A 13,033-nucleotide genomic window follows, 5' to 3' on the forward strand; every position below is an offset into this window, starting at 1 on the left:
CTAAACTGTTGAATTATTACATTTAAAAAAATGAAAATCTTATATCTTGAAACTTCTTCAAAAAACTGCTCGGTGGCTATTTCCGACAATGAAAAACTATTGTGCTTAACCGAAGAAGTTTCTGAAAATTATAAACAATCTGAAAGCCTGCACACATTTGTAGAATGGGCGTTGGAAGGTGCCGGAATTTCAATAAAAGATATTGAAGCCGTTTCTTTAGGTAAAGGTCCGGGATCTTACACGGGTTTGAGAATTGGCGCTTCGTCTGCTAAAGGTTTCTGTTATGGATTAAAAATTCCATTAGTAGCAGTAAATTCTTTAGAAAGCATGATAGAGCCTTTTTTAAGCCAAAACTACGACTTTGTAATACCTTTAGTCGATGCAAGACGAATGGAGGTTTATACGGCCGTTTATGACGGTGTGACAGGTAAAGAAATTTCTGAGACGGAAGCCAAAGTTTTAGATGAAACTTCTTTTGAAGAATTTAAAGATAAAAAAGTGATATTTGTAGGAGACGGAGCGAAGAAAGCACAGGAAATTTTGCAACTTCCAAACGCCGAGTATAATGCAACTATCTACCCTTCTGCACAATATTTAATCAATAAATCCCTTGAAAAGATCAACAATAAAGATTTTGAAGATATTGCGTACTTCGAGCCTTTTTATCTGAAAGATTTTTATGGGGTGAAGAAAAAGAAAAGCGAAGATTAATTTCTTCGCTTTTTTATTGTAATTCAATTTACTGTGCTTTTTTAGCCGGCTTCTTTGGTAGCGTTGTTGGCGGCGCAGAATTCAAATCATCAATCAACAGATTGTTATTGTTAGGAACCACTTGTTGTGGCTGTTTGTTATTTTGATTCTGCTGCACATTATTCATCATCGTAGTGCCCTGAGGATTTTTGTTAAGTCCTTGGTTTGAACCCGGCTGATTCGGAACGAAATTTCCGCCATCTTCTCCCGGTTTTTGGGCTAAATTATTTCCTTTATTATCCGTAGCCTGGAAAGATAAATCGCTCTTCAGATAATTCAGCATTTCTTTGGCTTTCAGACCTTCAGGGGTTTTAGCATAATTTAAAACAATTTGTTCCAACTGAAGAATCATGACCTCTTTCCCACTCGATTTTCCTGCGTTGAAAGCATTTAACAATGATAATTTTGGAACCAAAGCATCTTTAGGATTTTTTTGAATGGCTTGATCTAAAACATCTTTACTTTCGGTAAATTTCTCAGATTCATATAAAGCATAAGCCCTTTTGTATTCATTTTCAACGGCTTCAGAAGATTTTACAAATGTATTACTCTTCGGATTTCGTGCAAATTCTGCAAAAGATGAATATGGATAATCTTTCAACAAAATACTTTTTGCTCTTTCGGCAGCCATAGGATTTTTCTCATGATTCATGGCAAAAATCTCATATAATGCCTGCAACATTACTTTTTCTTCTGGCTGAACGTCTACCAAATCGTACAATGTTTTCGTGGCTAAAGAAGTATTGGTAAAATAATTCTGATACATGATTCCCAGACCTAATGAAGCAGTATCTCTATCCTTTTTCAGTTGAGATAATTTACCTGCATCCGTCGGAATTTGTTCAATATAAAAAGCTGGCTCAAAACGTCTCGGATTAGGCGCTGTGGTTTGTCCTAAAGCCTCGTTTTTCATATCATCAAGCGATGCGCCCATTTTCTTAGAATAACGCCAGTTATCTACCAATGCTCTGTCTCCCCAAACTTGTTTAAATGAAGAAGTTCCTTTCGCTACTGTTCCTGTATTGCTGAAATAGAAGCCTTTGGAAGCAACCCCGAAATCTTCAAAAGAGTTGGAGCCGTTGGCAAATAAAGAAGTTGAACTATAATCGCCTGTATCAAAGCCTTTTGCTCTTTCAGCACGTCTTCTTTCAAGCTCTTCTTTTTCTTCTTTAATTTTTAATTTAGCAATATATTTACTGAAAAAATCTGTCTTCTGTTCCGGAGACATTTTTACCAGATTTAGAATACTGTCATTTTTTTTGATTAAATAATAGTTTCTGGATATTTTTTTAATATTTGTAGCCTGATCTTGCAATAAAACTTTTGACGGCTCGTAGGTCATCACAGCCAAAGCGGAATCGTAATAGCTTCCCGCGCCGATATAATCATTTTTAGAAAGGTAACCCTGCCCTATTTCATAATATGCCAAACCACGAATTTGAGGGTCTGAAACCTTCTCCAGCAAAGATTTTCTGAATAGTTGCTGAGCTTCATCTTTTTTACCAGCTTTATCGGCCATTAGCCCTAAAGCATATAAAAATTCGTTCTTTCGGGAACCGTAAGTTCCTTTCTTACTGATGCCTTCAAGATACTTTTTACCGCCTTCATAGTCTCCTTTTCCGTTGAAAGTTTTGGCAACTTCAATTTGAGATTTCACTTCAAATTCGAAATCGTTGGCATATTTATAAGCCGCCATAAAACTTTCTCTTGCCTTATCACTTTGTCCGGAATTTTGTAAAACCTGCCCTCTTAGATAGGCAATTCTGCTTTTTAATTTTCGGTCGGAGTTCAGTTCAAAAGCACGATCTAATTCTTTGATGGCTTCGTCTTTTTTATTCGCATCTAAAAGAGATTCAGCATAATAAATACTTAATAATTTCTGATAGCTTTTATTAATTTTATCATTCTGAAGCTTTGCAAAAGTCTCGTGAGCCTTGTGATAATCTTTAATCTGAGCATACGCTAAACCCTGATAAATTCTTGCTAAAGGAATTCTTTTGTCTTCCTTCATGTGAGTGAAAACGTAGTTCAAAGCATCAAGTGCTTCCAAAGATTTTCCTCTGTAAATTCTCGATTGAGCAAGAATCATGTAAGCTTCGAAAATCTGCTTATTTTTTTCTTCTCCGTTTCGGATTACAGAATATTTGTTGATTGCCTTTAAAGCCTTTGCTTCAGCAATTTCAAGCGTGGTAGCACCTTTTGTAGCAGGTTCTTCATTGGGTTCTTGTGGTCTTCCTAAAGCATTTTTAGCAGCGCCTAACGCTCTTTGAGGAACTCCCTCATTAGAAGGACCTCTGTTGATTTCCGCCATTTTCATAGAGTTTTCGGCGAAAGCTGAAGATTGTCCCAAATCACTTCCTAACGGCTGATCTTCGTAGGTTAAAATAGGAATATAAGGCGCATAAAAATTATCTTTATGTGCCTTATCTCTGGTTTCAAACTCGTTGTTCAACGCATCTTTTGCATTAAACAAGGTGTTGTAATATGTGGTAAAACCCTTCATGAACTTGGATCGCTGTTCCGGCCTTTTTACTTTCGTTCCGCACGAAATAACGATACACGCCACTAAAAGGAATAAAATATTCTTTTTCATTATTCAATATAACTCGCTAATCTGCTTTTTATTATCAGAAGCTTTGATGATTTTGTAAAAATAATAAAATTTTATATTGAAACTCTTTATATTTCTTTCAAAATTTTGTAAACCAAATGGGTAGGAAGTCCCATAATGGTATAAAAGCTGCCATTCATCTTTTTAATCTTTGCCATTCCGAGCCATTCTTGGATTCCGTAGCTTCCCGCTTTGTCGAAAGGTTTGTAATTTTGAATGTAAAAATTGATTTCTTCATCAGAAATCATATCAAATTCTACGTCGGCAACATCGGTCTCAGTTATGATTCTATCTAAAGTTTTGATGGTAATTCCTGTATAAACCTGATGTGTTTTCCCTGAAAGAAGTCTCAACATATTTCGTGCGTCTTCTTCATCTTTTGGTTTTCCAAGAAACTGATTATCAATAGCAACAACCGTATCGGCGGTTAACAAAATCTCACCTTCCTCTAAATTTCGAAATGCATCTGCTTTTAATTCAGATAAATAAGCTGCGGACTCTCCTACTGTGATGTTTTCAGGAACAATTTCTTCACAATCGATTTTTACCACTTCAAATTCAAACCCTAAACTCGCTAAAAGTTCTTTTCTTCTGGGAGATTGTGATGCTAATAATAATTTCATTTTCAGTTAATTAAATAGATTGTGTGCTGTCCTCATGCCAATTTCCCTGAACTTTCATTACCTGCTCAATAACATCGCGTACTGCTCCACTTCCACCTTTGATGGGCGAAATATAAGAGGCTACTCCTTTCACTTCAGGAACCGCATTTTCAGGACATGTTGCAATGGCTGAGTTTTTCATCATAGGGATGTCCGGAAGATCGTCTCCCATGGTTAGTATCTCCTCATTTTTAAGATTATATTTCTTCTTGAAATCCTCATAGTCAACCATTTTATTGTGAGATTTTGGATAATAATCTTCGATTCCAAGATAATTGATTCTGTGTTTTACCATTTCATCATTTCCACCTGTGATAACTCCGATCAAATAATCATTTTTTAATGCTTTTACAACGGCATATCCGTCTAAAACATTCATCACTCTCGACATATTTCCGCCGGGCATCAAATAGACGCTTCCGTCTGTGAAAACTCCGTCTACATCGAAAACAAACGCTTTTATATCTTTTAATTTCTCTTTATAACTCATACATTTTTTGAATTGAGTGATTCATTGTTTTATAAATCTCCAGACTTTCATCTTGTAATAATTGCTCATGTAATTCCAGAATTCTTTTATCATTTCTTACCGCAGGGCCGGTTTGTGCCGCTTTAGGTTCAATTTTATAGATTTTCTGAACTGTTTCATCAATTAAAGGCAAAAAATAATCAAACGGAACTTCCTGAGAATCCGAAATTTCTTTGGCTCTCGAAAAAAGATGATTCACAAAATTACAGGCAAAAACAGCCGTTAAGTGAATATATTTTCTCTTCTCATGTGTGCTTTCCATCACATTTTTAGAAATCTTAGAAGCAAGTTCAAATAATGTTTTTTTATCTTCTTCATTTTCGGTTTCAATGAAAAAAGGAATGTTTGAATAGTCTAATTCTTTTGATTTTGAAAACGTCTGCAAAGGATAAAAACTTGCTTTTCGGTACTCACCTTTTAAAGCTTCCATCGGAAGAGATCCTGAAGTATGTACCACAAGAGCATCCTTCTTTTGAATGAGTTTTGAAACATCTTCCACAGAATGGTCACTGACACAAATAATATATAAATCCGAATCGACTAAACTTTTCGTTGAATAAGAAATATTTAATTCTTCTGAAATTTTTTGAAGTTCAGTTTCATTCCTGCCAAAAATCTGGGCTAAAGGAATATTATTTTGAACAAAAGCTTTTGCCATATGATAGGCTACATTTCCGGAACCGATAATTACAATTTGCATAAAACAAAGATAATATTTTTAGACAGGAAGATAGGAGAGGGGAGTTGGAAGTTTTATTATTTAGATTTTAATTGGGTTTTAAAAGCTAATTTTAACATTCATTTCATAAAATATTATCAAAGAAATATTTCTTTTTTCGCTAAATAGACCTTATTTATATATCTGTAAAGTCTTTATTAAGCTTAAAAACCTTTGAACATTTCCTCATTTAAACAGAAATTTAAAGATTAAATATTTTTTAATCAATTAATTATCAATTTTTCAATCTAAATTTTAGCAGAAAATAAAAGTAAAACTGTAGCTTGGTAATTTATCATATTACTGAACAGTAAAGAGATTGGTATGGTTTTTACTAAAATTATTCTAATAAAAAGCAATAAAAAGTTGAAAATCATTCTTATATTTAATTCCAGATATTTGAACTGAAAATTGAAAAAGTAATTTAACTTTCTGTTATTTTTGTAATCCAAAACAATGAAAGCATCTTATGAAGATTAAGGACGCGGAAATTATTTCGTTGATGCAAGATCCACGAACTCAGGAAAAAGGGGTTCGTGCTTTGATGGACGCTTATCAGAGCAGATTGTATTGGCACATAAGAAGAATTATTGTGGACGGAGATCTTGCACAGGATACTTTGCAGGAAACTTTTATAAAAGCTTATCAGAATTTTCATCAGTTTAAAAATGACAGTCAGTTGTACACCTGGCTGTACAGAATTGCCACCAATGAAGCGTTGCAACAGGTAAATAAGCTGAAGAAAATGCAAAAATCTGATGAAGATCCGGAGTACCACATGCAGAATCTTGTGGCAGATAATACAGAAGGAGATGCGGAAGAAATACAGATATTGCTGCAGAACGCCATACAAAGCCTGCCCGAAAAGCAGAAACTGGTATTTATGATGCGGTATTATGATGATTTGCCTTACGAAGAGATATCTAAAATTGTAGATATGTCGGTAGGGACTTTAAAAACAAATTATCATTATGCCAAACAAAAAATAGAAGAATATATCAAAGAGAATTACGAAAGATAATTTTTGAGAAACAACAACATGAAAGATTTTGATCTAGAAAAATTAGAACGCAAGAACATTTACAAAGTTCCTGAAAACTTGTTTGAAAGTATTCAGGGGAAGGTGATGAGCGAGCTTAATGATTTTGATCTGGAAAAATTAGAACGTAAAAATATTTACACCGTTCCTGAAAATTTGTTTGAAAATATTCAGGAAAGAGTATTGAATGAAATAAAGGTTGAGAAAAAGGCACCAATCTTTAAATTAAATTGGGCATATGCAGCAGCTGCATCTTTAGCCTTAATTTTTGGAGCTACTTTTGTTTTGAATAATGACGATTCAAACAATGCGGATACGCCCACTCATTTTGCTACCAGTGATCAAGGTCCTAAGAAAGAAAGCGAAGTGGCGTATGAAACCTTACAATCTGATTTAACTTCTGTTGAAAATAATAATCAAACAGTTGGAAATCAGGAAAATAAAAAGTCTTTTTATGCAAATGATAATGCAAACATAAAGACTACAAGTGAAACGAAAACTCAAACAGTAAAACCTGTAAAAAAACAGACTGAAACTCAAATGAACGAATATTTGGATGCTTTTTCAAATTCTGAAATTTCAGAGTTGGCGAGCAATTCTACTCAGGATGTTTATTTGGATATATACAACTAATATAGGAAGATGAAAAAGATATTATTTACACTTTTTATTATTTATGGTTTTGGCTTGAATGCCCAAAGGACGGATTATGATTGGAAAAAGATGGACCCTAAGCAAAGAAAAGAGGTAATAAACAATCTTTCTCCCGAAGAAAGAAAAGCACTTCTTACTAAGTTCAGGAATAATATGGTGATGGATAATCTGGAAATAGATCCTAATGATAAGGCTGAATTTACCCAGATTTATAACGAATATCTGGAAAGCCAGAAGCAGATTAAAAACCAGTTTAATTCTAACTTCAACCCAGAAACATTGTCTGATGATGAAGCAAAAGCCAAATTACAGCAAAGTTTCGAAGTAGGGCAGAAGCTTTTAGATAATCGAAAGAAATATGCAGATAAAATGCAGGAAGTGATTCCTTGCCAAAAAGTTTTGAAGCTTTTCCAATCTGAGAAAATGATGAAGGATAAAATGGATGAAAGAAAACCTCACGGAAATCAAAACGCTCCAAGACAAAAATAAAACCCATAATAGTTTATTTTTTTAATGTTGGACGACTCTTACAATTATTTTGTGAGAGTCGTTTGATTTTTGGGGTAATCTTATACTTTTGTAGAAAATATAAAGCATTATGAAAAAAATTATTTTATTCCTGTTATTTTCTGTTGTTGTTTCTGCGCAGAAGACACAATATATAGAACTAAGAAATAGTATAAAAGACAAGAACCATATTGCCAAATCTCTTACATTACTGGACAAAAGAGAAGACAAGAATATAGGAATTGTTTCTCATCGAAAAGATCCTTATGAAGTAAAGTTTGAAAAAGATGATCTTGAAAAATTATTTTCCGATTGGTTTTCAGAAGATAATAAAATAAAAGGAAGCACTCCATATTTTCTTATGTTGGAGGATTTAAAAGTCAATGACATCGTTAATGGGAGCTCTGCTTCCGGACATTTGGAAATGAAAGTATCTACTTTTTTAAAGAAAGGCGATAATTATTATTTTCTTAAGAGATCAACTGTTTCAAAAACATACAGACAAAGAGATCATGCATATATCACTAGAATCATTGCGGCTAAAATAGGCTCAGAATTAGCAACAATCATAAAAGATTCTTATGCAGAACCAGTAGTAGATATTCCTTTGGCAGAAACTGATCTGAGTAATTATCAAAAATTAATTATTGAACGGTTACCTGTTTTTAAGGCAGAATCTTTCATAGATGGTGTTTACAAAGATTATAAATCATTTGCAGAACAAAAACCAGACAAAGAGCTTGAAGTAAGGAAAAATAAAGATGGGATTATTAAAGGAGTGAAAAGAGTAGATGGTTATGATAATCTAGGCAAAGATGTTTTTGCAATTATTGATAATGGGATTGCTTATAAAAAAACACCTACTGGTATCATAGAAATTGAAAAAGATAATGATGGAATTTTTATAACAGCATCCGAAGAAGAACTTTTTCCAGAAGGTAATACGTATACTATAACAGGAGCTGCTATGGGAGGTGTGATAGGAGGTTTGGTAGGTGGTATTATTGATGTTACAACTTCAGCAGCGCGTAAGAAAAATGCAAAATATTTTAGAATAGGAATTGATCCTCTTACAGGTGAGTATATTTTACCTGAGAGTTTTGATAAATATAAATAGAACAAAAAAGAGAGACAACATGTCTCTCTTTTGCTTTATTTTTTATCTGTTGAATAAGAATAAGGAAAATCTTTTTCGTTGGTTCCTCGGTTCTTATTAGGCTTATTTTCCATGTTAAATTGCAGCGTTGCACCTTTCATTAATTCGGCATGACTGAGCCAATTTTTAGAATAGGTTTGCCCATTCATATTTAATGATTTTACGTAACGGTTTTCATCGTTGTTATTGTCGGCTTTAATCTCGATTGTTTTTCCGTTTTCTAAATGAACTTTAGCATTTTTAAACAAAGGCGCGCCCAAAACATATTGATCTGTTGCCGGAGTTACAGGGTAAAAACCAAGTGCCGAGAAAATATACCAGGCTGAAGTTTGTCCGTTATCTTCATCACCACAATATCCATCCGGAGTTGGCTGATACATACGGTTCATGGTTTCGCGAACCCAATATTGCGTTTTCCAGGGCTCTCCGGAATAATTGTATAAATAAATAATATGTTGAGCCGGTTGGTTTCCGTGAGCATATTGCCCCATATTGGCATTCACCATTTCCTGAATTTCATGGATGGTTGAACCATAATAAGAATCATCATAAATCGGTGGCAATTCAAAAATCTGATCCAGTTTTTTTGAAAACTCTTTTCTTCCACCCATTAGTTTTGCCAGTCCGTCAATATCCTGAAAAACAGACCATGTGTAATGCCAAGAATTCCCTTCTGTAAAAGCATCCCCCCATTTAAACGGATTAAAAGGAACCTGAAAACTTCCGTCCTGATTTCTTCCACGAGCCAATTTTGTCTCAGGATCGATCACTTTCTGGAAATTTTGGGAACGTTTGTAATATTCACCCCATTCAGATTCGGGTTTTCCTAAAGCTTTTCCAAGTTGTGCAATTGCGAAATCATCATAAGCATATTCTAAAGTTCTCGCAGCATTTTCATTGATTTTTACATCATATGGAACGTAGCCTAATTTTTTATAATATTCAATTCCCAGTCTTCCCGTTGCTTGTGACCCTTCATTATTTGCTCCGTGAAGTAAAGCCTGATACAAAGTTTCGATATCATAACCTCGCAAACCTTTCATATAAGCATCTGCAACCACAGAAGCAGAATTATTTCCGATCATAATATCAGAATACGACGGACTCGACCATTCCGGAAGCCAACCGCCTTCTTTGTAATCGCTAATTAATCCTTTCTGCATTTCAACATTAATGCTAGGATAAACTAAGTTTAAGAAAGGGTAGAGGGCTCGGAAAGTGTCCCAGAAACCTGTTCCTGCAAAACGATATCCAGGCTCAGTTTTCCCTGAATAAGGACTGTAATGAACAACTTCTCCTGCTTTATTGATTTCATACATTTTATGCGGAAAACAAAGCATTCTGTATAAAGAAGAATAGAACGTTCTCATTTGATCGATCGTTCCTCCTGCAACTTCAACTCTTTTTAATTTTTCATTCCAGGCCAATTTTGCTTTTTTGAAAGTATCATCGAATGAATCTTTGCTGAGTTCTCTTTGCAAATTTAATTCTGCCTGTTCTAAACTAATGAATGAAGAAGCTACTCTTAAGTTGACTTTTTCGCCTTTTTTCGTAGCAAAACCAATTACAGCTCCGCAATGATCTCCTGTAATTTCTAAAGCATCTTTTACAAAATCTTGGTCTTTCCAAGTTGAATATTTCGTGAAAGGTTTATCTGCATAAATCACAAAATAGTTTTTGAAATTAGTCAGTTTTCCTCTCGAATATCGTGTTGAATAACCAATAATTTTATTTTGAGAAGGAATAATCGTAATGCTCGAACCTTTATCAAAAGCATCGATCACAAACCACGAATTTTCGGAATCAGGATAGGTTAAACGCATTTGAGCAGCTCTTTCTGTTGGAGTAAGTTCTGCCGTAACATTATGATCAGCCAAATAAACACTGTAATAATAAGGTTTTGAAACCTCTGATTTATGAGAAAACCAGCTTGCTCTTTCCTCTTCATTAAAGCGCATTTTCCCTGTCATCGGCATGATGGAAAACATTCCGTAATCATTCATCCACGGTGAAGGTTGATGGGTCTGTTTAATTCCTCTGATTTTATCGGCATCGTAAGTATATTGCCACCCGTTTCCGTTTTTTCCGGTTTGTGGTGTCCACAGATTCATTCCATGAGGAACTGAAACGGCGGGATAGGTATTTCCGTTAGAAAGGGAAGGTTTTGAAAGTGTTCCGATTAAAGGATTTACAAATTCTTCAGGATTTTCGGGTGCTTTTTCAATCCACTGCGATTGGAATGGAGCAAAAGAAATGATGAAAAGGAGTAAAAGAACTTTTTTCATGAGCTAAAATAAGTTTGGGCTAATTTAAAAACAAATATGACTAATAATTTTACAAATTACACAGATTTTGAAAATAAAGTTTTTGAACCATTAAGATCATTTAAGTTATTAAGATTAATTAAGTGCCGCTTCTAAAAACGAAGTCATCTTAAATATTCTAAACTTCTTAACCCAAATCTTAATGGTTTAAATTAAATGCAAGGCTTTTTTATTCGTGTTTTTAGTGTGAGAAATTTGCGCTATTTGTGTTTAAATCAGATTTAAAATTAAGAATGAGGAATTATCCCGCATTTTGCTATCTTTGCAAATTACAAGGTTCTTAAATGAAAAACATACGAAATTTTTGCATAATCGCTCATATTGACCACGGTAAAAGTACTTTGGCGGATCGTCTTTTGGAGTATACCAATACGGTGACTCAAAGAGAATTACAGTCTCAGACGCTGGATGATATGGATTTGGAGAAAGAACGTGGGATTACGATTAAGTCTCACGCGATCCAGATGGATTATGAATATAAAGGCGAAAAATTTATATTAAACTTAATTGATACACCAGGACACGTTGATTTCTCTTACGAAGTTTCCCGTTCAATTGCTGCTTGTGAAGGGGCACTTCTTATTGTTGATGCTGCGCAAAGTATTCAGGCACAAACAATTAGTAATTTGTATTTGGCGTTGGAAAATGATTTAACGATCATTCCGATTTTAAATAAAATTGACCTTCCTTCTGCAAATCCTGAAGAAGTAACTGACGAAATCATGAATTTGATTGGTTGTGAATATGAGGATGTCTTGAGAGTTTCAGGAAAAACAGGTGAAGGTGTTCACCATTTGTTAGAGCAAATTGTGGAAAGAATTCCTGCTCCGGTTGGAGATCCGGATGCACCGCTTCAGGCTTTGATTTTTGACTCAGTTTACAATCCTTTCAGAGGAATTGAGGCTTATTTCAAAGTGGTAAACGGAAGCATTACGAAAAACGAAAAAATTAAATTCTTCGCTACAGGTAAAGAATATGGAGCTGATGAGGTAGGTACTTTGAAGTTGAAGCAGGTTCCTAAGAAAACTGTAGGTTGTGGAGATGTAGGATATTTGGTTTCAGGGATTAAAGATGCCCGTGAGGTAAAAGTAGGTGATACCATCACTTCTTTTGATAAACCGGCAGCAGGACCAATCGAAGGTTTTGAGGAAGTAAAGCCAATGGTATTCGCAGGTATTTATCCAATTGATTCTGAGGATTTTGAAGAGTTAAGATTCTCTCTTGAAAAATTAAGATTAAATGATGCTTCTCTGGTTTTCGAACCGGAAAGTTCTGCAGCTCTTGGTTTTGGTTTCCGTTGCGGATTCTTAGGAATGCTTCACATGGAAATCGTTCAGGAAAGACTGGATAGAGAGTTTAATATGAACGTTATAACAACGGTTCCGAACGTTTCTTATTTTGGATATACTAAAAAAGAACCGGATGTTCCGATTTTGATCAACAACCCATCTGAAATGATGGATCCATCAACAATGGATAGAGTAGAAGAACCTTATATTAAAGCTTCTATCATTACAAAATCTGATTTCGTTGGATCTGTAATGACGCTTTGTATCGAAAAAAGAGGAGAGATAGTTAACCAGAGTTACTTAACTTCAGAAAGAGTAGAGTTAATTTTTAATATGCCTTTGGCTGAGGTTGTTTTCGACTTCTATGATAGATTGAAATCGATTTCTAAAGGCTACGCTTCTTTCGATTATCATCCAATCGGATTTAGAGCTTCTAAATTGGTAAAAATGGATATCCTGATCAACGGAGATATGGTTGATGCATTGTCTTCATTAATTCACGATTCTAACGCATATTACATCGGTAAAAGAATGTGTGAAAAACTTCGTGAACTGATCCCGAGACAACAATTTGACATTGCAGTTCAGGCAGCATTAGGAACGAAAGTTATTGCAAGAGAGACAATTAAAGCTTTAAGAAAAGACGTTACCGCAAAATGTTACGGAGGAGATATTTCCAGAAAGCGTAAACTTTTGGAAAAGCAGAAAGAAGGTAAGAAGAAAATGAAGCAGATTGGTAGAGTAGAAGTACCGCAGTCGGCATTTATGGCTGTTTTGAAGCTGAATGATTAATT

The 13,033-nt window shown here is 34.6% G+C and carries 11 protein-coding genes; 6 read left to right on the plus strand and 5 right to left on the minus strand.

Annotated features, from left to right (window positions below):
* The first annotated feature begins 30 nt into the window (after window positions 1–30).
* Window positions 31–711, plus strand: coding sequence for a tRNA (adenosine(37)-N6)-threonylcarbamoyltransferase complex dimerization subunit type 1 TsaB (tsaB, locus tag ABEG63_RS05325; protein ID WP_346583527.1), 681 nt, complete (start codon window positions 31–33; stop codon window positions 709–711).
* A 28-nt stretch (window positions 712–739) separates the two neighbouring features.
* Here the strand turns inward: tsaB and ABEG63_RS05330 are convergent, their stop codons facing one another.
* The 4 genes from ABEG63_RS05330 to ABEG63_RS05345 form a co-directional block, all read right to left on the minus strand.
* Window positions 740–3,343, minus strand: coding sequence for a tetratricopeptide repeat protein (locus ABEG63_RS05330; RefSeq protein WP_346583529.1), 2,604 nt, complete (start codon window positions 3,341–3,343; stop codon window positions 740–742).
* 86 nt (window positions 3,344–3,429) lie between these two features.
* On the minus strand, window positions 3,430–3,984 hold the full coding sequence (locus ABEG63_RS05335) for a Maf family nucleotide pyrophosphatase (RefSeq protein WP_346583531.1): 555 nt from the start codon (window positions 3,982–3,984) through the stop codon (window positions 3,430–3,432).
* A 10-nt stretch (window positions 3,985–3,994) separates the two neighbouring features.
* Window positions 3,995–4,513 carry an HAD family hydrolase gene (locus ABEG63_RS05340; RefSeq protein WP_346583533.1) on the minus strand — a complete coding sequence of 173 codons (519 nt, stop codon included), beginning with the start codon at window positions 4,511–4,513 and terminating at the stop codon, window positions 3,995–3,997.
* Window positions 4,503–5,252 (minus strand): DUF2520 domain-containing protein, encoded by a 750-nt coding sequence (locus tag ABEG63_RS05345; RefSeq protein ID WP_346583535.1) that lies wholly within the window; start codon window positions 5,250–5,252, stop codon window positions 4,503–4,505. The genes ABEG63_RS05340 and ABEG63_RS05345 overlap by 11 nt, the downstream gene beginning before the upstream one ends.
* 487 nt (window positions 5,253–5,739) lie before the next feature.
* On the opposite strand from ABEG63_RS05345, the gene ABEG63_RS05350 reads away from it, so the two are divergent.
* The 4 genes from ABEG63_RS05350 to ABEG63_RS05365 all read left to right on the plus strand — a co-directional run bounded on the left by ABEG63_RS05350 (window position 5,740) and on the right by ABEG63_RS05365 (window position 8,587).
* The gene (locus ABEG63_RS05350; protein ID WP_312389665.1) at window positions 5,740–6,291 is read left to right on the plus strand and encodes a sigma-70 family RNA polymerase sigma factor; all 552 of its coding nucleotides are present in this window, start codon (window positions 5,740–5,742) and stop codon (window positions 6,289–6,291) included.
* Between the two features lie 18 nt (window positions 6,292–6,309).
* On the plus strand, window positions 6,310–6,942 hold the full coding sequence (locus tag ABEG63_RS05355) for a hypothetical protein (RefSeq protein WP_346583537.1): 633 nt from the start codon (window positions 6,310–6,312) through the stop codon (window positions 6,940–6,942).
* 9 nt (window positions 6,943–6,951) lie between these two features.
* Entirely contained in the window at window positions 6,952–7,452 is a 501-nt protein-coding gene (locus tag ABEG63_RS05360) for a hypothetical protein (RefSeq protein ID WP_267403670.1), read from the plus strand.
* Between the two features lie 109 nt (window positions 7,453–7,561).
* On the plus strand, window positions 7,562–8,587 hold the full coding sequence (locus ABEG63_RS05365; RefSeq protein ID WP_346583540.1) for a hypothetical protein: 1,026 nt from the start codon (window positions 7,562–7,564) through the stop codon (window positions 8,585–8,587).
* A 35-nt stretch (window positions 8,588–8,622) separates the two neighbouring features.
* Here the strand turns inward: ABEG63_RS05365 and ABEG63_RS05370 are convergent, their stop codons facing one another.
* Window positions 8,623–10,911, minus strand: coding sequence for a GH92 family glycosyl hydrolase (locus ABEG63_RS05370; RefSeq protein ID WP_346583543.1), 2,289 nt, complete (start codon window positions 10,909–10,911; stop codon window positions 8,623–8,625).
* A gap of 323 nt (window positions 10,912–11,234) precedes the next feature.
* Here ABEG63_RS05370 and lepA point away from each other — a divergent pair, with 323 nt between their 5' ends.
* On the plus strand, window positions 11,235–13,031 hold the full coding sequence (gene lepA, locus ABEG63_RS05375) for a translation elongation factor 4 (RefSeq protein WP_267403674.1): 1,797 nt from the start codon (window positions 11,235–11,237) through the stop codon (window positions 13,029–13,031).
* Window positions 13,032–13,033 lie beyond the last annotated feature (2 nt).

Origin of the sequence: Chryseobacterium sp. C39-AII1 (assembly GCF_039672645.1) — a bacterium.
In the GTDB taxonomy this organism is placed as follows: Bacteria; Bacteroidota; Bacteroidia; order Flavobacteriales; family Weeksellaceae; genus Chryseobacterium.

Coding starts and splice junctions, on each gene's coding strand:
- tsaB (WP_346583527.1), top strand. CDS start 31: ATGAAAATCTTATATCTTGAAACTTCTTCAAAAAACTGCTCGGTGGCT.
- ABEG63_RS05330 (WP_346583529.1), bottom strand. CDS start 3,343: ATGAAAAAGAATATTTTATTCCTTTTAGTGGCGTGTATCGTTATTTCG.
- ABEG63_RS05335 (WP_346583531.1), bottom strand. CDS start 3,984: ATGAAATTATTATTAGCATCACAATCTCCCAGAAGAAAAGAACTTTTA.
- ABEG63_RS05340 (WP_346583533.1), bottom strand. CDS start 4,513: ATGAGTTATAAAGAGAAATTAAAAGATATAAAAGCGTTTGTTTTCGAT.
- ABEG63_RS05345 (WP_346583535.1), bottom strand. CDS start 5,252: ATGCAAATTGTAATTATCGGTTCCGGAAATGTAGCCTATCATATGGCA.
- ABEG63_RS05350 (WP_312389665.1), top strand. CDS start 5,740: ATGAAGATTAAGGACGCGGAAATTATTTCGTTGATGCAAGATCCACGA.
- ABEG63_RS05355 (WP_346583537.1), top strand. CDS start 6,310: ATGAAAGATTTTGATCTAGAAAAATTAGAACGCAAGAACATTTACAAA.
- ABEG63_RS05360 (WP_267403670.1), top strand. CDS start 6,952: ATGAAAAAGATATTATTTACACTTTTTATTATTTATGGTTTTGGCTTG.
- ABEG63_RS05365 (WP_346583540.1), top strand. CDS start 7,562: ATGAAAAAAATTATTTTATTCCTGTTATTTTCTGTTGTTGTTTCTGCG.
- ABEG63_RS05370 (WP_346583543.1), bottom strand. CDS start 10,911: ATGAAAAAAGTTCTTTTACTCCTTTTCATCATTTCTTTTGCTCCATTC.
- lepA (WP_267403674.1), top strand. CDS start 11,235: ATGAAAAACATACGAAATTTTTGCATAATCGCTCATATTGACCACGGT.